General features: G+C 49.4%; 19 protein-coding genes, 1 tRNA gene and 1 riboswitch. Of the genes, 13 read left to right on the top strand and 7 right to left on the bottom strand.

Going from position 1 to position 24,094, the window contains the following annotated elements:
* Nucleotides 1–618 precede the first annotated feature (618 nt).
* The 5 genes from sppA to Q3C19_RS09845 all read left to right on the top strand — a co-directional run bounded on the left by sppA (nucleotide 619) and on the right by Q3C19_RS09845 (nucleotide 5,635).
* Nucleotides 619–2,403 carry a signal peptide peptidase SppA gene (sppA, locus tag Q3C19_RS09865; protein ID WP_302729012.1) on the top strand — a complete coding sequence of 595 codons (1,785 nt, stop codon included), beginning with the start codon at nucleotides 619–621 and terminating at the stop codon, nucleotides 2,401–2,403.
* 23 nt (nucleotides 2,404–2,426) lie between these two features.
* Nucleotides 2,427–3,539, top strand: a complete 1,113-nt coding sequence (lpxK, locus tag Q3C19_RS09860) for a tetraacyldisaccharide 4'-kinase (RefSeq protein ID WP_277121387.1) — start codon at nucleotides 2,427–2,429, stop codon at nucleotides 3,537–3,539.
* Nucleotides 3,496–4,305 (top strand): purine-nucleoside phosphorylase, encoded by an 810-nt coding sequence (locus Q3C19_RS09855; protein WP_071148843.1) that lies wholly within the window; start codon nucleotides 3,496–3,498, stop codon nucleotides 4,303–4,305. Before lpxK ends, Q3C19_RS09855 begins: the two co-directional genes overlap by 44 nt.
* A 33-nt stretch (nucleotides 4,306–4,338) precedes the next feature.
* Nucleotides 4,339–5,406 carry a thiamine-phosphate kinase gene (thiL, locus tag Q3C19_RS09850; protein WP_302729009.1) on the top strand — a complete coding sequence of 356 codons (1,068 nt, stop codon included), beginning with the start codon at nucleotides 4,339–4,341 and terminating at the stop codon, nucleotides 5,404–5,406.
* Between the two features lie 153 nt (nucleotides 5,407–5,559).
* A tRNA-Phe gene (locus tag Q3C19_RS09845) sits at nucleotides 5,560–5,635 on the top strand.
* A gap of 869 nt (nucleotides 5,636–6,504) precedes the next feature.
* On the opposite strand, the gene nrdG is transcribed toward Q3C19_RS09845, so the two are convergent.
* Both nrdG and nrdD read right to left on the bottom strand, forming a co-directional pair.
* Nucleotides 6,505–6,987, bottom strand: a complete 483-nt coding sequence (gene nrdG, locus Q3C19_RS09840; RefSeq protein ID WP_071148841.1) for an anaerobic ribonucleoside-triphosphate reductase activating protein — start codon at nucleotides 6,985–6,987, stop codon at nucleotides 6,505–6,507.
* Between the two features lie 31 nt (nucleotides 6,988–7,018).
* Complete coding sequence (gene nrdD, locus Q3C19_RS09835; RefSeq protein ID WP_302729007.1) at nucleotides 7,019–9,136, bottom strand: anaerobic ribonucleoside-triphosphate reductase; 2,118 nt, start codon at nucleotides 9,134–9,136, stop codon at nucleotides 7,019–7,021.
* A 168-nt stretch (nucleotides 9,137–9,304) separates the two neighbouring features.
* Nucleotides 9,305–9,504: riboswitch (cobalamin riboswitch) on the bottom strand.
* A 511-nt stretch (nucleotides 9,505–10,015) separates the two neighbouring features.
* Between nrdD and Q3C19_RS09830 the strand changes: the two genes are divergently transcribed.
* Complete coding sequence (locus Q3C19_RS09830; protein WP_022164044.1) at nucleotides 10,016–10,336, top strand: hypothetical protein; 321 nt, start codon at nucleotides 10,016–10,018, stop codon at nucleotides 10,334–10,336.
* Between the two features lie 58 nt (nucleotides 10,337–10,394).
* On the opposite strand, the gene Q3C19_RS09825 is transcribed toward Q3C19_RS09830, so the two are convergent.
* Entirely contained in the window at nucleotides 10,395–11,423 is a 1,029-nt protein-coding gene (locus Q3C19_RS09825) for an N-acetylmuramoyl-L-alanine amidase (protein WP_071148840.1), read from the bottom strand.
* Between the two features lie 144 nt (nucleotides 11,424–11,567).
* On the opposite strand from Q3C19_RS09825, the gene Q3C19_RS09820 reads away from it, so the two are divergent.
* The 4 genes from Q3C19_RS09820 (at nucleotide 11,568) to Q3C19_RS09805 (ending at nucleotide 18,406) form a co-directional block, all read left to right on the top strand.
* Nucleotides 11,568–12,848, top strand: a complete 1,281-nt coding sequence (locus Q3C19_RS09820) for an O-acetylhomoserine aminocarboxypropyltransferase/cysteine synthase family protein (RefSeq protein WP_022164042.1) — start codon at nucleotides 11,568–11,570, stop codon at nucleotides 12,846–12,848.
* A 101-nt stretch (nucleotides 12,849–12,949) separates the two neighbouring features.
* Nucleotides 12,950–15,238, top strand: a complete 2,289-nt coding sequence (locus Q3C19_RS09815) for an NADP-dependent malic enzyme (protein WP_071148839.1) — start codon at nucleotides 12,950–12,952, stop codon at nucleotides 15,236–15,238.
* Between the two features lie 365 nt (nucleotides 15,239–15,603).
* The gene (locus Q3C19_RS09810; RefSeq protein WP_071148838.1) at nucleotides 15,604–16,941 is read left to right on the top strand and encodes an NADP-specific glutamate dehydrogenase; all 1,338 of its coding nucleotides are present in this window, start codon (nucleotides 15,604–15,606) and stop codon (nucleotides 16,939–16,941) included.
* 184 nt (nucleotides 16,942–17,125) lie between these two features.
* A complete protein-coding gene (locus Q3C19_RS09805) occupies nucleotides 17,126–18,406 on the top strand; it encodes a GTP-binding protein (protein WP_287642287.1) in 1,281 nt (426 codons plus the stop codon).
* Between the two features lie 491 nt (nucleotides 18,407–18,897).
* On the opposite strand, the gene nadD is transcribed toward Q3C19_RS09805, so the two are convergent.
* The 4 genes from nadD to Q3C19_RS09785 all read right to left on the bottom strand — a co-directional run bounded on the left by nadD (nucleotide 18,898) and on the right by Q3C19_RS09785 (nucleotide 21,301).
* Nucleotides 18,898–19,485, bottom strand: a complete 588-nt coding sequence (gene nadD / locus Q3C19_RS09800) for a nicotinate (nicotinamide) nucleotide adenylyltransferase (RefSeq protein ID WP_302729019.1) — start codon at nucleotides 19,483–19,485, stop codon at nucleotides 18,898–18,900.
* Between the two features lie 49 nt (nucleotides 19,486–19,534).
* Entirely contained in the window at nucleotides 19,535–19,774 is a 240-nt protein-coding gene (locus tag Q3C19_RS09795) for a hypothetical protein (RefSeq protein WP_302729002.1), read from the bottom strand.
* On the bottom strand, nucleotides 19,771–20,334 hold the full coding sequence (gmk, locus tag Q3C19_RS09790) for a guanylate kinase (protein ID WP_277121383.1): 564 nt from the start codon (nucleotides 20,332–20,334) through the stop codon (nucleotides 19,771–19,773). The genes Q3C19_RS09795 and gmk overlap by 4 nt, the downstream gene beginning before the upstream one ends.
* An 88-nt stretch (nucleotides 20,335–20,422) precedes the next feature.
* Nucleotides 20,423–21,301: a YicC/YloC family endoribonuclease gene (locus Q3C19_RS09785; RefSeq protein ID WP_277121382.1), complete on the bottom strand. Its 879-nt coding sequence runs from the start codon at nucleotides 21,299–21,301 to the stop codon at nucleotides 20,423–20,425.
* 93 nt (nucleotides 21,302–21,394) lie between these two features.
* On the opposite strand from Q3C19_RS09785, the gene tsaB reads away from it, so the two are divergent.
* Genes tsaB through murA form a run of 3 tightly spaced genes read left to right on the top strand, consistent with a single transcriptional unit; the run spans nucleotide 21,395 to nucleotide 24,094 of the window.
* Nucleotides 21,395–22,087, top strand: coding sequence for a tRNA (adenosine(37)-N6)-threonylcarbamoyltransferase complex dimerization subunit type 1 TsaB (gene tsaB / locus Q3C19_RS09780; protein ID WP_022164032.1), 693 nt, complete (start codon nucleotides 21,395–21,397; stop codon nucleotides 22,085–22,087).
* A gap of 54 nt (nucleotides 22,088–22,141) precedes the next feature.
* On the top strand, nucleotides 22,142–22,774 hold the full coding sequence (locus Q3C19_RS09775; protein ID WP_022164031.1) for a DUF4290 domain-containing protein: 633 nt from the start codon (nucleotides 22,142–22,144) through the stop codon (nucleotides 22,772–22,774).
* A 15-nt stretch (nucleotides 22,775–22,789) separates the two neighbouring features.
* On the top strand, nucleotides 22,790–24,094 hold the full coding sequence (gene murA / locus Q3C19_RS09770; RefSeq protein ID WP_071148831.1) for a UDP-N-acetylglucosamine 1-carboxyvinyltransferase: 1,305 nt from the start codon (nucleotides 22,790–22,792) through the stop codon (nucleotides 24,092–24,094).

Below are 24,094 nucleotides of genomic sequence, written 5' to 3'. Positions count from 1 at the left end.
CATTTTCAGGGGTTCTTTGCGAAGCGTTGCTTGACAAAGATTACCGCCAAGCTTACTTTCCTTACAGAATGTAAGCAGAAAATGATCTCAAACTGCGAATCGTTTGTTCCGCATATCTCAGAATGTCATTTCGTCGCTGCTCTCGTTCTCGAAAGCGGGTGCAAAAGTAGTGGGTTTTTAATTATGCTCCAAATATATCCAGCACTTTTTTTCAACTTTTTGATGAAGTTTTTGCTAAATAGCTGATTTAGAGATATGTTGTAGAACATGTTTTTAAAGAAGGTATCGTAGGGAAAGGGAAAGGGGACACATTATATATTCACATGTGCGCGCGAAAGGAGAAAAAGATGCAGAAAAGGGATAAAAAGGGAAAAAGGGGGAAAGATAGGGACTAAAAGGCGCAAAGAAAAGGGCGAGGAAGGGAAAAGAAAACCTTAAAGCGGAGGAAAGGAGAGCTATCCATCGAAAGAAATAAAGACTTTACTCAAAAAGCATCAGTTAAAAACCGGAAACTCATTGTGACAAAACGAAAAAAGCGGCGACAGATATAGCAAATATCAATCCTATTATTTATCTTTGTTAGCTTAAAAAAGTTAGCAGTTTAAACGACTCAAAACAATGAAAGATTTTCTGAAATTTACATTAGCAACCATTACTGGTATTATTGTTTCAAGCGTGATACTGTTTTTTCTCAGTATTCTCGTGCTGTTCAGCATGGCTTCTACCACCGAATCGGAAACCATCGTAAAGAAGAACTCCATCATGATGCTCGATCTACAAGGGACACTATATGAGCGAAACCCGGAAGACCCTCTCAGTCTTCTGTTCAGTGATGACTATATCGTATATGGCCTGGACGACATTCTTTCGTCCATCAAGAAAGCCAAGGAAAACGAAAATATTAAAGGTATCTATATACAAGCCAACTACCTGACCTGCGGCTATTCTTCGCTGGAAGAAATAAGAGATGCCTTGCAAGACTTCAAAGAATCGGGCAAATTCATCGTTGCCTACGCCGATACCTATACACAAGGACTTTATTATCTGTCGAGCGTAGCAGACAAAGTACTGCTCAATCCTAAAGGTATGATTGAGTGGAAAGGCCTTGCCGCCTCCCCCATCTTCTATAAAGATCTGCTGGACAAAATCGGTGTCGAGATGCAGATATTTAAGGTAGGTACCTACAAATCGGCTGTCGAACCATTCATCGCTACTGAAATGAGTCCGGCCAACCGCGAGCAAATTACCGTCTACCTGAACTCTATCTGGGAACAGATAACCAAAGATGTAGCAGCTTCGCGCAACATCAGCGTCGACGAACTCAATGCCGCCGCCGACCGCATGATGCTCTTCCAACCTGCCGAAGAATCTGTCAAATGCGGTCTGGCCGACACCCTGATATACAAGAACGACGTACGCAACTACCTGAAACGTATGACTGGTATCGATGAAGACGATGATCTGCTCGTTCTGGGACTCGAAGCCATGACCAACGTCAAGAAAAACGTGCCGAAAGACAAAAGCGGTAACATCGTTGCCGTTTACTATGCAAGTGGTGAAATCATAGATTACGAAACTACTTCACCTCTGGCATCGGGAACCGAACCGATGATCGTAGCAAGCGAGGTTATCAAAGACCTTCGGAAACTGAAAGACGACAAGAACGTAAAGGCAGTCGTATTACGCGTCAACTCGCCCGGAGGAAGTGCCTACGGTTCTGAACAGATATGGTATGCCGTGAGCGAACTGAAAAAAGAGAAACCCGTCATCGTATCGATGGGCGACTATGCCGCATCCGGCGGTTACTACATCTCGTGCAATGCCGACACCATCGTAGCCGAGCCTACTACCCTGACCGGTTCGATAGGCATCTTCGGCATGTTCCCTAATGTAAAAGGACTGACCGACAAAATCGGACTGAAATTTGATGTCGTAAAAACAAATCAATATGCCGACTTCGGAGCATTGGGCCGCCCCATGAACGACGGAGAGAAAAGTCTGATGCAAATGTATGTGAATCAAGGATATGATCTCTTCCTGACACGTTGCTCCGACGGACGCGACATTAACAAAGAGGACTTGGACAAAATAGCCCAAGGCCGTGTTTGGACTGGTAGTACAGCCAAAGAACTGGGACTGGTTGACGAACTGGGCGGACTGGACAAAGCCCTCGAAATAGCCATCAATAAAGCCGGCATCGAAAGCGGTTACACCGTCATGTCTTATCCCGCCCCAAAAGGATTTTTCGAAAGCCTGATGGAAACCCGTCCGGACAATTACGTCAAAGCCCGTATGCTGAACGGAAAAATTGGTGAATACTATAAGCCTTTCAGCGTATTGGAAAACTTCGACAAGTGCGAACGTATCCAAGCACGTATTCCATTCGAGCTGAACATTCAATAATTCAACAGAGGCAACAAGAAAGCATGGAAGAAAGAACTACCCAAATAGATTACAAACTGCTTCCCCTATCATGGTTGTACAGAATGGGGACAGACATACGCAACAAACTCTTTGACTGGGGATGGCTCCAGTCAAAGAGTTTCGACTTGCCTGTAATCTGTATTGGGAATCTTTCGGTAGGAGGAACCGGAAAAACGCCGCATACCGAATACCTTATCAAGCTGTTGCAAAACGAAGGCTTTCACCCCGCTACGCTGAGCCGCGGCTACAAACGGCGCACAAAAGGCTATCTGCTTGCCTCGCCGAAAAGTACTGCCCAGCAGATAGGTGATGAGCCATGTCAGATGAAACAAAAGTTTCCCGACATACAGGTAGCAGTAGACGAAAACCGTTGCCACGGCATCGAACAGTTACTCAAACTGCAGTCACCGCCTGTCGATGTAATCCTTCTGGATGATGCTTTCCAACACCGCCATGTCAAAGCCGGACTTAACATTCTGTTGACAGACTATCACCGTCTGTTCTGCGATGACACGCTGTTACCCGCAGGACGTCTTCGCGAATCAGCCGACGGGAAAAGCCGGGCACAAATCGTTATCGTAACCAAATGTCCGGAAGACATCAAACCGATCGATTTCAACCTCATAGCCAAACGGTTGCATCTGTACCCTTACCAGCAGTTATATTTCTCTACTTTCCGCTACGGCATGCCTATGCCTCTTTTTCCGGAAGTAGCCAAAAGCCGCCAAACCCTTTCATCACTGACGGGAGCCGAACAAGTACTATTGGTAACAGGTATAGCCTCGCCTACCCCATTGCTGAACGAAGTGAAATCATACACACAGCATGTGCATCTGATGGCCTTTTCCGACCATCACGACTTCCGCTCGAAAGATTTGCAGGAAATCGTGGAAAAGTTCTATCAGTTAAAAGAATGGGAAAGGCTGATCATTACAACCGAGAAAGATGCTGTCCGACTGAAACATCATCCCGACTTGCCGGAAGAAATCAAACCCTACATTTATGTAGTACCGATAGAAATAGAGATTTTACAAAATCAACAACATAATTTTAATCAAAACATAATAGACTATGTTAGAGCGCATTCAAGAAACAGCAGCCTACCTGAAAGGTAAAATGCACACCCATCCGGAGACAGCAATCATCCTTGGCACAGGCCTTGGCAGTCTTGCAGAAGAAATCACCGAAAAATACGAAATAAAGTATGAGGAGATCCCCAATTTCCCCGTATCGACCGTAGAAGGCCATAGCGGCAAACTGATTTTCGGTAAACTGGGCAATAAAGACATTATGGCCATGCAAGGACGCTTCCACTACTACGAAGGATACTCTATGAAAGAAGTCACCTTCCCCGTACGGGTCATGCGCGAACTGGGCATCAAGACACTGTTTGTCTCCAATGCCAGCGGAGGAACCAATCCGGCATTCGAAATCGGCGACCTGATGATTATCACCGACCACATCAACTACTTCCCCGAACATCCGCTGCGTGGCAAAAACATTCCCTACGGCCCGCGTTTCCCGGACATGAGCGAAGCCTACGATAAAGAGTTAATTCGCAAGGCCGATGCCATCGCTGCCGAAAAAGGCATCAAGGTGCAGCACGGTGTCTACCTGGGAACCCAAGGCCCCACTTTCGAGACTCCGTCAGAATATAAATTGTTCCATATTCTGGGAGCCGATGCTGTCGGCATGTCTACCGTACCCGAAGTCATCGTTGCCAATCATTGCGGCATCAAAGTATTCGGCGTATCCGTCATCACCGACCTGGGCGTAGAAGGCAAGATCGTAGAAGTTTCGCACGAAGAGGTGCAGAAAGCAGCCGATGCCGCACAACCTCTTATGACTGAAATCATGCGCGAGCTTATCAACCGTGCCTGATGACATAAAAACAACCATTACATTGTATTAATAATGAGAACAGAAATAGCTACCCTCGGTGAGTTCGGACTGATAGACCACCTCACCGAAGGAATCGAACCTCAAAATGAATCTACACGGTACGGCATCGGCGACGATGCCGCCGTGCTGTCTTACCCGGCCGAGAAAGAAGTGTTGGTCACTACCGACTTGCTGCTCGAAGGCGTTCACTTCGACCTGACCTATGTTCCGCTGAAACACCTGGGCTACAAAGCTGCCGTAGTCAACTTCTCCGATATCTACGCCATGAACGGTACACCCAAGCAAATCACCGTATCACTGGGTCTGTCCAAACGCTTCAGTGTAGAAGACATGGAAGCACTCTATGCCGGCATCCGTCTGGCCTGCGAAGCCTACCATGTTGATATTGTCGGCGGCGATACCTGCTCTTCTTATACAGGGCTCACCATCAGTATCACTTGTATCGGCGAAGGGGAAAAAGGCAAGACCGTTTATCGGAACGGAGCCAAGGAAACCGACCTGATATGCGTCAGCGGTGACTTAGGTGCTGCCTACATGGGCCTCCAGCTGCTGGAACGTGAAAAGATTGCCCTCAAAGGTACCGACAAAGATGTGCAACCCGACTTTGCCGGCAAGGAATACCTGCTGGAACGCCAGCTCAAACCCGAAGCACGCCGGGACATCATCGAACGGCTGGCCGCCGCCGGCGTACAGCCCACAGCCATGATGGACATCTCCGACGGACTTTCGTCCGAACTGATGCACATCTGTAGCCAAAGCAAAGTCGGCTGCCGGGTCTACGAGGAACACATCCCCATCGACTATCAGACAGCTGTCATGGCCGAAGAGTTCAACATGAACCTGACCACCTGCGCACTGAACGGCGGAGAGGACTACGAACTGCTGTTTACCGTCCCCATAGCCGACCACGAAAAGGTGTCCGAAATGGAAGGTGTCAAACTGATAGGCCACATCACCAAACCCGAATTGGGTTGTGCCCTCATCACCCGCGACGGGCAGGAATTTGAGTTGAAAGCCCAAGGTTGGAATCCGTTAAAAGACGGCGGCAACACTACGCCTTCGTCCGAAACCGACATCTAAACAAAAGGTTTTCCTCCGAAAGTAACATTTATTTGACGTATAATAGACACTGATAATAAGGCACATACCTTTTTATCAGTGTTTTTTCTTTATTTTTCTCTTGCATAGTCCAAAACTTTCACTACCTTTGCAACCGCAAACCTCAAGAGAGATGGTGTCATAGCTCAGTTGGTAGAGCAAAGGACTGAAAATCCTTGTGTCCCCGGTTCGATTCCTGGTGGCACCACCAAAACAAATCGCTGACAGATACAAACAATCTGTTAGCGATTTTTCTTTTATCTAAATTCTGCCTTCACCCTGAATATTTTTCCAACCTTACTCTGCACATCCTCAACATGACGTTTCACCTCAACCTACTCAAAATAAACCAGTTACAGTGAAAGAAAACGATAAAACCGTCAGAAAAACAATATTATTGTCAGGGATTTGCCGGATGAAGTTTCACCATAAACTACTGAAGGTGAACAGATTGTGGTGAAAGATGAATACGCGGACTAAGCCGACAGGACGGATGAACGCGGATTTTTAAAGATTCTCTAAAATAAAGTGAAACTTTATCTTTCACCATATTCTACTGATTTTCAGTATAGAAAATTCCCGGTGAAAGCGTGAAGGCAATTTTCCCTTTTCTTCTTTTTATCCGTGTAAGTCCGTCTCTTCCGCTTAGTCCGCGTATCCATCTTTCACCCACTAAAGTCCCACATGGCGCCCATAATAACCTACTTTAGCAGCGTAACATTGATGGTTAGTCGGCGTAACAAGCAATGCTGCCGGGTATAACAAACAATATCGGCGAGATTTGAAAGCAATGCCGGCGGGTTTTGCCTGCAAAGTCCACGAGTTTTGCAAACAATTGCCTCGGGTTTCACAAGTAATTGCCCCGAGTTTTGCTTGCAACTCCCACGAGTATTGCTTGCATGGCTCGCGAGCCGTGCAAGTGTCGCTCACGAGCCACACAAGTGTTTCTCACGAGCCGTGCAAGCATCGCTCGCGAGTATTCCACACAGCAACTGCCGCCGGATTTTTTCCCAGTTAGGAAAAAAATATTGCCCAGTTAGGAAAAAATTATTGCCTAACTGGGAAAAAAATGGAGAAGAATTACCCGATGAGCCGGTTGCGATTCCAGAAGCAGGAAGTGATGTCTATCAATTCGTCGGCCGTACCTATCCTGTACAGGCGCTGATTGGTGGTAGGTTGGCGCAACCCTCCCAGATGCCGGATGTAGGGACCTATCTTGATATAGTCGAAACGGCTTCTGCAAATAGCTGGTGAAAGGATGGTGCGTCCGCTGTACCAGGCCACCTTCAGCTGCGGATAGCGTTGGCGCAGATAGCCCGCCAATCCGTTGACAGCAGCCGGATCGGAATCGCCTCCCATGAAACAGACACAGGTAATGTCCGAAGCATATTTCGCAAGAAACTCATCTAATGCCACAGGAGTCAGAGGTTTGCCGACATCGCCCCACAAGTACGAACTGTGACAACCCGGACAACGGCAAGGACAGTTGGACAGATTGATGGACAGCGTCACTTCATCGGGAATTTCCTGAAACACGATGCCGGCATTGACATACTTAAGCATAACTTATTTATTAACAACAAACTAAAAACTTTCAATCTAACTCGTTGCCGGCCACCGCATAGTAGCGCTGGGCGGCTTCGTGCTGACGGGCCTCGGAGAAATTGCTGACACGCTTCAGATAGCCGATGATGCGCGTCATGTAGTCTACGTTTCTGGAGTGGCAATGAGGACACTCGCGCAGGTAGCGCTTGTCGATGTAGCCACACTCGTTGCAGATTGTATTGGGGATGTTGAAGGTAAAGTAGTTGCATCCTTCTTCCGCCGCCACTTTCAGCAACTTCCGGTATTGTGCCTGCGAAAGGTACTCTTCGAGGTTCATATGCAGAGCCGAACCGCCCGTCAGGTGTTCGATGTAGGGAGCGCCGTGCAACCTGAACTTGTCGATGATGTTCAGCGAATCGTCCTCGACCACGTAAAAATAGCTGTTATAGCAGCTGCGGGGTACGAAATAGCCGTCTTCCAAGTCCCACTTGGCGTGCTTCACACCCACATTTTCGGCCGGAATCATCTCGCAGTTGAACAGGACATTCTTCGTCTGATACTCCTTGTTCTTCTTTTCGACCAGTCCGAGAATGGTCTGCACAAAACGCAGGTAATCGGGATTGTCGCTGATCTTGATTCCCATAAACTCGGCAGCCTCAACCAGACCGTTGACACCAATCGTCAGGTATTGCCGCCCCATATTGATGTAGCCGGCATCGAACAGGGGCAACATGCCATGTTCGTGCAACGCTTTCAGATTCTCGTTATAAGCCAGCTGCGCCCGGTGGCACAGGTCGATGACATCGGTCAGAAACGTTTTGTAGTCGAGCTGGTGATTGACGGCATACTGCACACAGCGGTTGATGTTCACCGTCAGCACGCTCTTCGAACCGGTCGAAACGCCACCCGCTCCCAAGGTGTAGCTGAAACCGTTGTCCTGTATCTCGTTGCGCAAGCGGCAGCAGCTGGACAGTGAGTCGGCACTGCTGCTCATATAGGTAAAGAAGGAATGCCCTTCGGCATACATTTCGGCTGTAAAATCGCCCCACTCCTGGTCCAGCACATCACCGTCCTTGCTCAGCAGAGCCACCGTCTCGACCGGAAAAGTCAGCACCGTCTTGGTACGTTCCCGGTTGAACCACTTCATAAACCGCTTTTGCAGCCAGTTCAGTCCCTCCCAGTCGGGCTTGCTTCCGTCGGGGAAAAAGAAGTCGCCGAACAGGCTTTCGAAATAGTAACGGTCGTAGTACGAAATGTTCCAGAAGACAGCCTGATAGTTGCGCGCTCCGGTAGGCTGATTGATGGAATAGACAATCTGTTCGAAGCAATCGGTAATGATTTTATCGACCGTACGCTGCTTCAGCGAAAGGTCCACCACCTTTTCCGGCTCCTTGTAATACTCGCGGCCGTACTCCAGCCCGATAAAATAGTTGAGATACATCAGAAACTCGGGCGTGGCACAAGCTCCGCTCAACATGCTCGAAACCATGAACACCATGTTGACGAAGCCCCCACAAAACGACTTCAGGTTGGTGGGTGCCGTCGAGTTGCCGCCTATCGACTTCGTACCGCCCGTCAGCCAGGGGTACATCGTGATGGAAGCACAATAATTGGCCAGACTCGTCTCGTCGTTCTTATATATAAAGTGGTGAGTCAGCAGGTCAAGGTACTGGTCCGCCAGTTCCTTGCCATACATTTTCTTCATCCGGTCGGTCAGCAACCGGCGGTTCAGGCGGATGAAGTTCGACTTGGGCAGTTCGCCAATCAGCGTGGCGATGTTTTTATGCTCCACATTGGCGTTGGCATCGTACTTCGAACCGGTAGCGGCATTGGTTGCCTCACAATAGTCAGACAAAAACTTCAGTTCGTCCATCACTTCGCGGTCCTCCGCATGGCGCTGCCGGTAGAGCATGAACGACTTTGCCACCCGATAATGCCCCTCGCGCATCAGGGCTTCCTCTACCAGATTCTGAATCTCTTCCACCTTGATGCCGTCGTACAGGTCGAGCCGGCTGATGATTTTCGAAACATTACTCAGGCTGACAGGCTCGTTCACCGAACGGAATGCCTTGATAATGGCATTCATTATCTTGTCGAGCGAGAAGCGGTCGGCCGATCCGTCCCGCTTCACAATTGTAAAGTCACTGGTTTCCTTCACTGTTTTCATTGTTTTTCCTGTTTTGTCCGGCCAATAAACCACTGTTCGCACACAATATGGCTTCCCGAAGGCTACAGCCGGCATTTTGCGGACACACCTCTTCCTCAGGTATGCCTTTCCCACAAAAAGTTTAATTACTGAATATTTTCGCACCGCTTTTCTATCCCACGAGTAAAAACGGCCTTTGATGAAAATGGCAGGTCTTCTGACTGACTCCCGCTCCGACACCTTCCCAGTTCAGTTGACCAGTGGCAAGAGTAATTGTCGGAACGTTGAATGGAGCTTCACAGCAGCGGGACTGTTCGGGACTTTCACCCGATTCCCTTTTAATTCACGAAGATGAATATCCGCATGAAACCAATTCGCGGCAAATATAGCAGAAAAAACAAAAAGGCAGAGAAAGAAACCGGAAGTTTTTTTCAGCCGAAAGATGGGAAACAAGGCGAAAGATACCGGCAAATGGGTAATTATTCCCCAACATTGTAGCACAAATTCTACAATATCCCCACTTCCAGTCAGCCAACCGTCTGCCCGATTTTTGCAGCAATATTGCTAACAAACGTAAGTACAGGCTAACATTTCTGAAAGCGATGCCCGAACTGCATATCCGGCACTGGAACACGCGGTATGGAAATAAAAAGAAAACATTTCTGCCCAGATAAGAGCCTAAAATGCCTGTTTTCAAACAATTCCCCTATCTTGTAAGAAACAACCCAAAAGGATTTTTATCATACAAACATACAACCGCATCGTCCAACAGAGCATAAACAGACATTAACAGACAAAATACAGTATGCCACAAATCGCTGTTTCTGTTGGCACTCCCTTTGCACTACAGTTTATGAGTGAGAAAATAAAACCTGAATATTCACCTAAACTTAAACGATTATGAAAAAGGTATTAGTAACAGTAGCGATGATTCTCGGAGTAAGCACTTTTGCAACGTTTGCACAAGAAGTAACCCCACCTGTAACAGAAAACGCAACGGAAGCTACCGCTCCGCAAGATGAGTTTGTAAAAATGGATCCTTCAGCACTGCCGCAATCCCTTGTCGAGAAACTGGCAGCAACAAACGAAGGCGCAAGTGTGAAAGAAGCCTATGTGAAAGAAACAGAAGGCAAGAAAATCTACAAGTTAGTTCTCGTCACGACAGACGAACAAGAGTTGACAGTCATTTTGGACGAAAATGGTGAGCCTGTCAAAGAATAAACTCTTCAGAATGTAAATACCCCTATTGGCAGTCCCGGTTCGCGATGAATCGGGATTGCTATTTCGAACGTTTGTAATCTGCGATAAAGCCTTCCATCATCCACTTGGCCAAAGCCTGACGGTTGGAACTAAGAACAAAACGACGCTGGTCGAAAGCATTCTGAATATTGCCCAGTTCGACAAACACGGCTGTCGGCGAAGCATTGAGCAGCACATACAGACGACGCGAGCTGACAGTACCTTCGAAACCACGGTTAGGCTGATGCCGGTCGTATTTCGATTCGAAAGTATTCTTCATCCCCGTAGCCAGCCGCTTACCCAGCGTGCTCTGCGGAGCATAATAAAAGAACACATCAGTCTGTGCACTCTTGCTACGGCTGTCTACATGCAGAAAAATTGCCCGGCAATATTTATACTTTTTACGATCCTTGCGATAGTATTCGTTGATTTTCGCACAACGTTGTTGCAGCCTTGCTACCTGGTTCAAAGGAATCGGATCGCCCATACAGGTCTCACGTTTGCTGTTCGACAGATAACGGTCGTTGCGGATACCGTCCTTGGCGTCTTGTATGATGATACGCACCTCGGCTCCTTCCTGCATCAGGTTGCGTGCCAGTCGCAGCGCTACATCGTATGCATACTCGTCCTCGTGCAGCTCGGTTTTCCCAATCCGACCTATCGCACCCGGATCAGGACCTCCGTGTCCACTCACTACATAGAAGCAGGCTCCTTGCAGACGGTTGCCTGTCACCTTTACATCCGCCAGTCTCTTCCCGAAAAGCGGCTCGTGAATCACACTTTTCCTGTTACCCGATTTCCGGTGCCTGCTATCTTCTCCTCCTCTGCTACCTTTTGCATGCAAAGGCGGCAACTGATATTTCACGCCCAGACGCAGCTCTTCCTTACCACGCAAGGCCTTTTTATTAAGTTCAAGAAATTCTTTATAATAACTTCTTCCCGGTCGGCCGTTGCGCTCAAGAAATGTCGAAATACCTTCACCAGCTTTCGGAGTGTCGCACTGCTCCTGCGCCGAAACCGCAAAAGAAAATACAACCAAAAGAAAGGATACGAACAGAATACGAATCATAAATCTACAATCAATATTTTGGAACGGTTGTGCACCAATAAATTATCATTTAACCTTCATTGCGGACAAAATTACATTATTTTCCTTACTTTTGCGAGCAGTTACATGTTAATTGATAAGAAACTAAAAAAAATAGATAGCATTATGGCAAAACAATTCAAGCCCGAGACCCTCTGCGTACAAGCCGGATGGTCTCCTAAAAAAGGAGAGCCGCGGGTGCTCCCTATCTACCAGAGTACAACCTTCAAATACGAAACCAGCGAGCAGATGGCGCGTTTGTTCGACCTCGAAGAAAGCGGATATTTCTATACCCGTCTGCAAAACCCTACCAACGATGCCGTTGCCGCCAAGATTGCTGCCCTTGAAGGAGGTGTAGCCGCCATGCTGACGTCCAGCGGACAGGCTGCCAACTATTATGCCATCTTCAACATCTGCGAAGCGGGCGATCACTTTGTCTGCTCGTCGGCCATCTATGGCGGTACATTCAACCTGTTTGGTGTCACCATGAAGAAGCAGGGTATTGACGTTACTTTTGTCAATCCAGATGCCAGCGAAGAAGAAATCTCCGCCGCTTTCCGTCCCAATACGAAAGCCCTGTTTGGCGAAACCATCTCGAACCCTGCTCTTGAGGTGCTCGACATAGAAAAGTTTGCCCGTATTGCACACAAACATGGTGTGCCCCTGATAGTGGACAACACCTTCCCTACTCCCATCAACTGCCGTCCGTTCGAATGGGGAGCCGACATCGTGGTTCACTCTACCACCAAGTACATGGACGGACATGCCACCAGCGTAGGCGGCTGTATCGTAGACAGTGGAAACTTCGACTGGGATGCCCATGCCGACAAGTTCCCCGGACTGTGTACGCCCGATGAATCGTATCACGGACTGACGTACACGAAAGCATTCGGCAAGATGGCCTACATCACCAAAGCCACTGCACAGCTGATGCGCGACCTGGGTAGCATCCAGTCGCCCGAAAATGCTTTCCTGCTGAACCTCGGTCTCGAAACCCTGCACCTGCGTATGCCCCAACACTGCAAAAACGCACAGGCCGTTGCCGAATACCTGCAAAAGAATGAAAAAGTGGCATGGGTGAACTATTGCGGCCTGCCCGACAACAAATACTACGAACTGGCACAGAAATACATGCCCAACGGTTCGTGCGGTGTTATCTCCTTCGGTCTGAAGGGTGGACGCGATGTAGCCATCCGGTTCATGGACAACCTGAAGTTGGCTGCTATCGTTACTCACGTAGCCGATGCACGTACCTGCGTGCTGCATCCTGCCAGCCATACACACCGCCAACTCACTGATGAGCAACTGATCGAAGCTGGCGTACGTCCTGACCTGATCCGTTTCTCGGTCGGAATAGAAAATGTGGACGATATTATCGCCGATATCGAACAGGCACTGAATGCCTGACATAACCCTCTTCCATCGGCATCGCATTTCAAAGCCATGCTGATGGAATAAATACAAATACAATTATACAATATTCATTATTCATCAACATCAATCAGACTATGGTAAAGATTACAAAAGAAGCTGCTTTGCTCTATCACTCGCAAGGCAAACCTGGAAAAATAGAAGTAGTCCCCACAAAGCCCTACAGTACACAGACCGACCTTTCGCTGGCCTATTCGCCCGGCGTAGCCGAACCCTGTCTGGAAATAGAGAAAAACCCGGAAGATGCTTATAAATATACAGCTAAAGGCAATCTGGTAGCTGTTATATCCAACGGTACAGCTGTGCTGGGACTGGGCGACATAGGCGCCTTGAGCGGTAAACCCGTTATGGAAGGAAAAGGACTGCTCTTCAAGATATATGCCGGTATCGATGTGTTCGACATCGAAGTAAACGAAAAAGATCCCGACAAGTTTGTAGAAGCTGTAAAAGCCATCGCACCGACTTTCGGCGGTATCAATCTGGAGGATATCAAAGCTCCCGAATGCTTCGAAATAGAACGCCGGCTGAAAGAAGAGCTGGACATCCCCGTCATGCACGACGACCAGCACGGTACAGCCATTATCTCCAGTGCCGGACTGCTGAACGCTCTGGAAGTGGCCGGGAAGAAGATTGAAGACGTGAAAATAGTAGTAAACGGTGCAGGTGCTTCGGCAACTTCGTGTACCAAACTGTACGAAGCACTCGGCGCACGTCGCGAAAACATCCTGATGCTGGACAGCAAAGGTGTCATCACCAGCGACCGCGAGAATCTGACCGAACAAAAACGTTACTTTGCCACCGACCGCCGCGACGTACACACCCTGGCCGAAGCCATCAAGGGAGCGGATGTATTCCTCGGACTTTCCAAAGGCAATGTGCTGACACAGGACATGGTACGCAGCATGGCCGACCACCCCATTGTGTTCGCTTTGGCCAATCCCACTCCGGAAATATCTTACGAGGATGCCATGGCTGCACGTCCCGACGTACTGATGTCAACCGGACGCAGTGACTATCCTAATCAGATAAATAACGTTATCGGTTTCCCTTACATCTTCCGCGGTGCACTCGATACACACGCCCGTGCCATCAACGAAGAAATGAAACTGGCTGCCGTACACGCCATAGCCGACCTGGCCAAACAGCCAGTACCCGACGTCGTAAACGAGGCTTACCATGTGAACAACTTTACTTTCGGTCCCGACTACTTCATCCCGAAACCGGTAGACCCGCGCCTCATCACCGAAGTATCGTGTGCCGTAGCACGCGCTGCCATGGAAAGCGGAGTAGCCCGCAAAAACATCGAAGACTGGGATGCCTACAAACTGCAACTGCGCGAACTGATGGGACAGGAAAGCAAACTGACCCGCCAGCTCTACGATACAGCCCGACGCAACCCGCAACGCGTAGTGTTTGCCGAAGGCATTCACCCCAACATGCTGAAGGCTGCCGTCGAAGCCAAGGCCGAAGGCATCTGCCATCCTATTATATTAGGTAACGACGAGGCTATCAAAAAACTCGCCAAGCAACTCGACCTCAGTCTGGAAGGTATCGAGATTGTCAACCTGCGCCATCCCGACGAAGCACCGCGCCGTGAACGTTATGCACGCATCCTGGCCGAAAAACGCGCACGCGAAGGTGTCACCTACGAGGAAGCCAACGACAAGATGTTCGAACGCAACTACTTCGGTATGATGATGGTAGAGACAGGCGAAGCCGACGCTTTCATCACCGGACTGTACACCAAATACAGCAATACCATCAAAGTGGCTAAAGAAGTCATCGGCATACAGCCCTGTTACTCCCACTTCGGCACCATGCACATACTGAACTCCAAGAAAGGTACTTACTTCCTGGCCGACACACTGATCAACCGCCATCCGGATGCCGAAACCCTGATAGACATCGCTCGTCTGGCCGACCAGACCGTACGTTTCTTCAACCACACTCCGGTGATGGCCATGTTGAGTTACTCGAACTTCGGTGCCGATCAGGAAGGAAGTCCGGTAAGCGTGCACCAGGCTGTAGACTACATGCAACAGCATTATCCCGATCTGGCTATCGACGGTGAAATGCAAGTTAATTTTGCCATGAACCGTACGCTGCGCGATGCCAAGTACCCGTTCACCCGACTGAAAGGCAAGGATGTCAACACACTTATCTTCCCCAACCTGAGTTCGGCCAATGCAGGCTATAAACTGTTGCAGGCCATGAACACGGAAATGGAACTGATAGGCCCGATACAGATGGGACTGAACAAGCCGATTCACTTCACCGACTTCGAAAGTTCTGTCCGCGACATCGTCAACATCACGGCAGTAGCCGTTATCGACGCCATCGTGGACAAAAAGAAAGCTTGCCAATGAGACGTCCGTTATCAAAAACACAAATAGTATGCATTGTGCTGCTTTGGGCAGCACTTTGCTACCTTGTTCTGGTATATGCCGAACGAATTGACGGTCCTGTAATCGTAACGCTTGCACTTTCGGCAGCGTTCGTATTCCTGCCTGTCTTTCAGTCTATCAAAAAGAATAAATAATATCTTTTTATTCCATTATGCGGGATAAAACAACAAAAATGTTGGTTTATCCCGCATTTTCTTTATAAAATGTTTGCAGGTTCCAATTTTATGTTTACTTTTGCAACTGCAATCAGCAATAAAGAAGAAGTTAGTAAGCAATATATTGTTTTAGGTAACATATAGTAAAAACCAATAAAAGAAAAATAGATTATGAATGCAGCTAAGGTATTAGAAGATCTGAAAAGACGTTTTCCCAACGAACCGGAGTATCATCAGGCAGTAGAAGAGGTACTGTCGACCATCGAAGAAGAATACAACAAACATCCCGAGTTCGACAAAGCTAATCTGATCGAACGTCTTTGCATCCCCGACCGCGTATATCAGTTCCGCGTAACGTGGGTTGACGACAAAGGCAACGTACAGACAAACATGGGTTATCGCGTACAGCACAACAACGCCATTGGCCCGTACAAAGGTGGTATCCGTTTCCATGCATCAGTCAATTTGGGTATTCTGAAATTCCTTGCTTTCGAACAGACATTCAAAAACTCACTGACTACACTGCCGATGGGTGGCGGTAAAGGTGGTTCCGACTTCTCACCGCGTGGCAAGTCAAATGCTGAGGTAATGCGTTTCTGCCAGGCATTCATGTTGGAACTGTGGCGCCACATTGGTCCCGATGTAGACGTACCGGCTGGTGATATCGGTGTAGGCGGCCGCGAAGTAGGCTTCATGTTCGGCATGTACAAGAAGCTGACACGTGAATTCAGCGGCGTGCTGACAGGTAAAGGCCGCGAATTCGGTGGTTCACTGATCCGTCCCGAGGCTACCGGTTACGGTAACGTATACTTCCTGATGGAAATGCTGAAGACCAAAGGCTGGGATCTGAAAGGCAAGTCTGTCCTCATCTCAGGTTCTGGAAACGTTGCCCAATATACAGCTGAAAAAGTACTGCAACTGGGTGGTAAAGTATTGACCATGTCCGATTCTGACGGTTATGTTTACGACCCCGAAGGTATCGACCGCGAGAAACTGGATTACATCATGGAACTGAAGAACCTCTACCGTGGACGTATCCGCGAGTATGCCGAACAATATCCGGGTGTGAAGTATGTAGAAGGCGCACGTCCTTGGGGCGAAAAAGCCGACATCGCACTTCCTTCGGCCACTCAGAACGAAATTGACGGCGACGATGCACGCAAGCTGATTGCCAACGGTGTGATTGCCGTATCCGAAGGTGCCAACATGCCTTCTACTCCGGAAGCTATCCGCGTATTCCAGGAAGCCAAGATTCTGTACGCTCCGGGTAAGGCTGCCAATGCAGGTGGTGTATCGGTATCGGGTCTGGAAATGACACAGAACTCCGAACGTCTGTCATGGAGCGCCGAAGAGGTAGACGCCAAACTGCACTACATCATGGAGAACATCCACGAGAACTGCGTGAAGTATGGTACCGAACCCGACGGCTACGTGAACTACGTGAAGGGTGCCAACGTGGCAGGCTTCATGAAGGTGGCTAACGCCATGATGGCTCAAGGCATTGTATAAGAAACAAACGCAGCCATAGATACTCAATACAACTAAAGAATCTCTTCTGTCGTGCATGCACGGCAGGAGAGATTTTCTTTTATACACCTTTCATCTACTTTACATCTTATTATCAGAGAAATCGGCTAATTTTGCGCCGCATTATTCAAACAATGGACAAAAGAAACTAAAAATAACAATCCTCATGAATACAAAAGAAGTTCCGGTACTGCTGCTCACCGGTTATCTGGGCAGTGGAAAGACCACACTGGTCAACCAGATTCTGGCCAACAAACGCGGCATCAAGTTTGCCGTCATCGTCAACGACATCGGCGAAGTAAATATCGACGCCGACCTCATCCAGAAAGGCGGCGTTGTAGGCAAGAAGGACGACAGCCTGGTAGCCCTGCAAAACGGCTGCATCTGCTGTACGCTGAAGATGGACCTGGTAGAACAGATAGGCGACATACTGAAGATGCAGCGCTTCGACTACATCGTCATCGAAGCAAGCGGCATCTGCGAGCCCGAGCCTATTGCCCAGACCATCTGCTCCATACCGACGATGGGCGGCATGTATACCCGATACGGCATCTGCCGGCTGGACAGCATCGTTACCGTAGTCGACGCCCTGCGCATGCAGAGCGAGTTTGCCTGCGGCGACAACCTGACGCGCAAGCACATCGACGAGGAGGATATCGAAAACCTTATCATCCAGCAAATCGAATTCTGCAACATCATTCTGCTGAACAAGGCTTCGGAAGTGAAACCCGAAGAACTGGGACGCATCAAGCAAATCATCAAGACCCTGCAGCCGGCTGCCGAAATCATCGAATGCGACTACGGACGCATCGACCTTGACCGCATCCTCAACACCCGTATGTTCAACTTCGAACGCGTGGCTACTTCTGCCGGATGGATACGCGAGATAGAACGTCAGGCCACTCCCGAAGAAGAACGGGAAGCCCACAGCTACGGCCACCACGACCACGAGGAGCACGAGCACCATCATGATGAAGAACATGAACATCACCACGACGAGCATGAACATCACCATGACGAGGCCGACGAGCACGGACACCATCACCACCATCATCACGACCACGAAGGCGGTGAGGTGGAAGAATATGGCATCCAGACGTTTGTCTACTACCGCCGACCGGCATTCAACATCCACAAGCTCGACCAGTTCATCGCTACCCGCTGGCCCCGCAACGTCATCCGTACCAAGGGCGTGTGCTACTTCAGCCACAACCGCGACATGTCGTACCTCTTCGAACAGGCCGGCGTGCAGAAGAAGCTGACCGAAGCCGGACTGTGGTATGCCACTGCTCCCGAAGAAGACCTCATCGAACTGATGAAACAGGAACCGGGACTAATGCGCGACTGGGACGAGAAGTATGGCGACCGGATGCAAAAGCTGGTCTTCATCGGTCAGCATCTGGACAAAGAACAGCTGACGCGCGACCTGGATGCCTGTCTGGAGTAACTAACATTTTGACACTTTGTATTTCACCTGCGGCGAGAATGCGATATTTCCGGCCGCAGGTGTTTTTGTTTCCATTTTGCGAAGCGTTTTTCCGCATCCGTCTCTTCTACAACACGATAGCGAAATATTGACATTCAGAATAGAAGAAAAACAATCCGCCCGACGGAGAAAAACCATGATTTCGGTTCCGAAACACCATGTTGACGAACGCAACAAGCAATGTTGGCGAGCCAAACAAGCATTCCACAGAAGCGGAACAAGCAATCTGCGAGAGCCGAACAAGCATTCCGGAAGCAGCAGACATGCATTTTCACCTCCAAAAGACACTATTTTCGACTATTATCTGCATATATATGCAATCCAAGGAAAGTTTTCTTCCGGTTCAACTTCTATTTCGAAAGTTTCAGAAAAAGACTGTGTCAGCCAATACGGCTTAATCTTATCATTTTGAAAGGAGAACAAGTGAAGAAGGCGTTCTTCTGTCACTCCAGCTACTCAGCTTGAGAAACCGCACGATTATCCTCTTTGCACAACGCCTCGTACACCCGCGGATGGAGGAAATAACGGATGTCGCGTCCCTCAGCAATGGCTTGCCGGATAAAGGTGGAGCTGATTTCGAAAACGGGAGCCGATGTCATCCTCACCGTCGGAGGAAGTGTCTGTGGGTCGACCGGATAGCCCGGACGCGGATATATGATGAGCGGAGTAGTGGCCAGAATACGTTCCGACTCGCGCCAGCGCGGGAACAGTAGCCAGTTGTCCGACCCGATAATCAGATGAAAGACGTGCTGAGGATAAGCACGCCGAAGCTCGTCGAGCGTATGCACCGTGTACGAAGGCCGCGGCAAACGAAACTCGAAGTCGGACACCCAAAACTTAGGATAGCCCTCGACGGCAAGCTGAACCAGCTTCAGACGCAACGAGTCGTCCATCAGTTCGTCGACCTCTTTCAGCGGATTGCGGGGGCTAACCATAAACCATACCTGGTCCAGTCCCTCGTACTCGCAAAGGTAGTTGGCCAAAGCCAGATGTCCGATATGAACGGGATTGAAGGAGCCGCTGAAAATGCCGATGTTCATCTGTTTCACTGAGATTAAAGATTTAAACAAGGATGTCCGTCACGATGCCCTATTTCTTCCTGCCACCACGCAAAGTGCGCCCCACCAAAAAGGCGTTATAGCCTGTAACAAGCGCCATGAGCAACATGCATACCGTCAGTTCGTAATCCGAATAACAGTAGTAGCCCACCGCCAGACCAATCGATGCAAGGCAGAGCACAATGTTGATAACCAATAACACCTTGTTCTGTTTCGGATGCTCCGATAAGGGCGCCGGCCGGTTGCCTGAACCTCCGATATACGGCTTCATGACTGCAGGAATTGAGTGATTACTTCCAAGGCTTCGGCTTTAGCCTTCTCCAAGTCGTCGTTCACAATCACCTTGTCGAACTTCGGAGCAAACGAAAGCTCGTACTGGGCCTTTGCCACGCGGTCTTCGATTACTTCGGGCGTATCGGTGCCCCGTCCTACAAGGCGGCGACGAAGTTCTTCCACCGAAGGCGGCTGGATGAATACCGACAAGGCACGGTCGCCATAGAACTTCTTGATGTTGCATCCGCCCACAACGTCGACGTCGAACACCACGTTCTGTCCGTCGGCCAGTTGCTTTTCGACCTGTGCTTTCAGCGTGCCGTAGAAGCGGTCGTGATAAACCTCCTCGTACTCCAGAAACTCATCGTCTGCAATACGACGGCGAAACTCTTCCGGCGTCAGGAAAAAGTATTCTACACCGTCGCGTTCGGTTCCACGCGGCGGACGGCTGGTAGCCGATATGGAAAAAGCCAGATTCAGGTTCTGTGTCAGCAAATAATTGATGATGGTTGACTTGCCCGAACCCGAGGGGGCTGAAAAGATAATCAGTTTAGCCACAACGATTCTATTAAGAATTAAAATATTTAAGTAGTTAAATTAAGAAAGGAAGAATTCTTCATTCCTCATTCTTCATTTTTCATTTCCATCACATCACGTTCAGGACCTGTTCCTTGATCTGCTCCAGTTCGTCCTTCATCTGAACGACAATCTTCTGCATCTCGGCATGGTTGGACTTGCTGCCCAGCGTATTGATTTCGCGTCCCATTTCCTGAGCGATGAATCCTAGCTTCTTGCCTTGTCCGCTGCCACTTTCCAGTGTGCTGATGAAGTATTTCAAGTGATTAGCCAGACGTTGTTTCTCTTCGTTGATGTCGAGCTTTTCGATGTAGTAGATAAGTTCCTGTTCCAGACGGTTCTTGTCGTAATCCACGCTTAACGTCTTTTCCAATGCCTCCGTAATGCGGTCCTTTATTTTAGCCACCCGTTCCTTCTCGTAAGGCTCTACAGTTTCGAGCAGATGAGTAATGTTAGCTATTTTCTCACGGAATTTCTTTTCGAGGGCGGCACCTTCCTGCTTGCGGAAGTCCACCAGATGCCCGATGGCATCGCGTACGGCGGCAGCTACCACGCTCCACTCCTCGTCGGTCACCTCGACCGTCTCGTTCTTGGTCATCACGTCCGGCATGCGAAGCAAAGCTGCAAACCAGTCTTCGGGCTCGGGAATACCCGTCGCAGCCGATATTTCCTTTATCCGATTGTAGTAAGCCGTCACCAGTTCCTGATTGATGGGAGTAGCCAGTTGTTCGGCATCTTTCTTCTCAATCCATAAGCTGAAATCCACCTTTCCGCGCTCCAGCGTCTTGGCTATTTCGTTACGGATTTCCATCTCTTTCTCTCGGTAAAGCGGGGCAATGCGTGTAGACAAATCCATTGCCTTGCTGTTAAGCGATTTTATCTCAACGTTCACTTTTTTATCGGGCAGTTCGACTGTTGCCTTGCCATAACCCGTCATTGACTGTATCATAATGCTTCTTAAGTTTTGCGCAAAATTACACGATTATTTTAAATACTGAAAATAATCATGTATTTTTGTCTGCTGATTAAAAGATTAGAAACTATGTCATGTATCTTACATATTGAGACGTCTACTTCCGCCTGCTCGGTGGCAGTCAGCGAAGACGGACAAAACGTATTTACAAAAGAAGACCTGAACGGCCCATCTCACGCCGTTTCATTGGGAGTATTTGTCGAAGAAGCCCTGTCGTTTGCCGACAGCCATGCCATGCCGCTCGATGCGGTAGCCGTCAGCTGTGGCCCGGGCTCGTACACCGGCCTGCGCATCGGTGTGTCCATGGCCAAAGGCGTGTGCTACGGACGCGACCTGAAACTCATCGGCCTGCCTACGCTGAAGGTGCTTAGTGTCCCCGTGCTGCTCTATCACGACGAGCTGCCCGACGATGCCCTGCTGTGCCCCATGATCGACGCCCGCCGCATGGAAGTTTATGCCGCCATCTACGACCGCGCCCTCAGACCCGTGCGCGACATTGCCGCCGACATTGTGGACGAAAACTCGTACACGGAATTTCTGAACGAACATCCCGTATACTTCTTCGGCGACGGAGCCGCCAAGTGCAAGGAGAAGATAACTCATCCCAACGCGCACTTCCTTGACGACATCCGTCCGCTGGCCAGCATGATGTTTCCGCTGGCCGAAAAAGCTATAGCCGAACAGGACTTCAAGGACGTAGCCTACTTCGAACCCTTCTACCTGAAAGAGTTCGTGGCCAGCATGCCCAAAAAGTTGTTGTAAGCCAACGCCGTGAAAGAAAAAGACATTACCCAACGTCAATTATCCATTAACAAAATGCAATATAACACTCAACAGAAACGGATGCCTCTTCCCGAATACGGACGCAGCATCCAAAACATGGTAGACCACGCTCTGACCATCGAGAACCGTGCCGAGCGCCAACGCTGTGCCAACACCATCATCAACATCATGGGAGGTATGTTCCCGCACTTGCGCGACGTGCCCGACTTCAAGCACAAGCTTTGGGATCACCTGGCCATCATGTCCGACTTCAAGCTCGACATCGACTATCCTTTCGAAGTCATCCGCAAGGACAAGCTGGACAACAAACCCGAGCCCGTTCCCTACCCCAACACCAAGATACGCTACCGCCACTACGGACGCACGCTGGAAATACTGATCCAGAAAGCTTGCGAATTTCCCGAAGGCGACGAGAAGCGCAATCTGGTAGCCCTGATCTGCAACCACATGAAGAAGGACTACATGACGTGGAACAAGGACACGGTAGACGACCGCAAGATAGCCGAAGATCTTTTAGAACTGTCGAACGGAAAACTGCAAATGACCGACGACATCGTACGCCTGATGGCCGAACGCATCGAGCAGAACTACCGTCCCAACAAGGCTAATAATAACAACAACCGGAACAACAATAACAACCGGAACAATAATAAACGGAAATACTAAATACCCTGCAACACCATGGCATCATTTGTAATAGAAGGAGGTCACAGACTTTCGGGCGACATCTATCCCCAGGGAGCCAAAAACGAGGTACTGGAGATTATCTGCGCCACTCTGCTCACACCCGAGGAAATCATCGTGCACAACGTCCCCGATATTCTGGACGTCAACAATCTGATTCAACTGATGCGCGACATGGGCGTCACCGTGTCCAAGCAAGGGATAGATACTTACAGCTTCAAAGCCGAGAACGTCGACTTAGACTATCTGGAAAGCGACGCCTTTCTGAAGAAATGCTCCAGTCTGCGTGGCTCTGTCATGCTGGTAGGTCCCATGGTGGCACGATTCGGCAGAGCGTTGATTTCCAAACCCGGAGGCGACAAGATAGGACGCCGCCGACTGGACACACACTTCATCGGCATACAGAACCTGGGCGCCGACTTCACCTATAACGACAAGCGCGAAATCTTCGAGATTACCGCCCGCGAGTTGAAAGGCACCTACATGCTGCTCGACGAAGCGTCCGTCACCGGTACCGCCAACATCGTCATGGCTGCCGTGCTGGCCAAAGGCAAAACAACCATTTACAACGCAGCATGCGAGCCTTACGTACAACAGCTGTGCCGCATGCTGAACCGTATGGGGGCCAGGATAGAAGGCATTGCCTCGAACCTGCTCACCATCGAAGGCGTAGAAGAGCTGCACGGAACGGAACACACCGTACTGCCCGACATGATCGAAGTGGGCAGCTTCATCGGAATGGCTGCCATGACAGGAAGCGAACTGACCATCAAAAACGTGTCGCACCAGAATCTGGGCATTATTCCCTACAGCTTCCGTCGACTGGGCATCCAGATGGAGCAACGGGGCGACGACATCTACATTCCTGCTCAGGACAGTTACGAAATAGAATCATTCATCGACGGCTCCATCATGACCATTGCCGATGCCACGTGGCCGGGGCTTACTCCTGACCTTCTCAGTGTGATGCTTGTAGTAGCCACACAGGCCAAAGGCAGTGTGCTCATCCACCAGAAGATGTTCGAAAGCCGTTTGTTCTTTGTGGACAAACTGATAGACATGGGAGCACAAATCATCCTTTGCGACCCGCATCGGGCCGTTGTCATCGGTCACAACCACAACTTTAAGCTGCGCGGAGGCAATCTGACTTCACCCGACATCCGGGCAGGTATCGCCCTGCTGATAGCAGCCATGAGTGCCGATGGCATCAGCCGCATCCACAACATCGAACAGATAGACCGCGGCTACCAGAACATCGAAGGACGACTCAATGCACTGGGAGCACGGATAACGAGAATATAA

Source organism: Bacteroides sp. ET489, assembly GCF_030518095.1.
GTDB classification, from domain to species: Bacteria; Bacteroidota; Bacteroidia; order Bacteroidales; family Bacteroidaceae; genus Bacteroides; species Bacteroides ndongoniae.
Note: the sequence above shows the minus strand (reverse complement) of the source record. Positions and strands in the feature narration are given on the sequence as shown.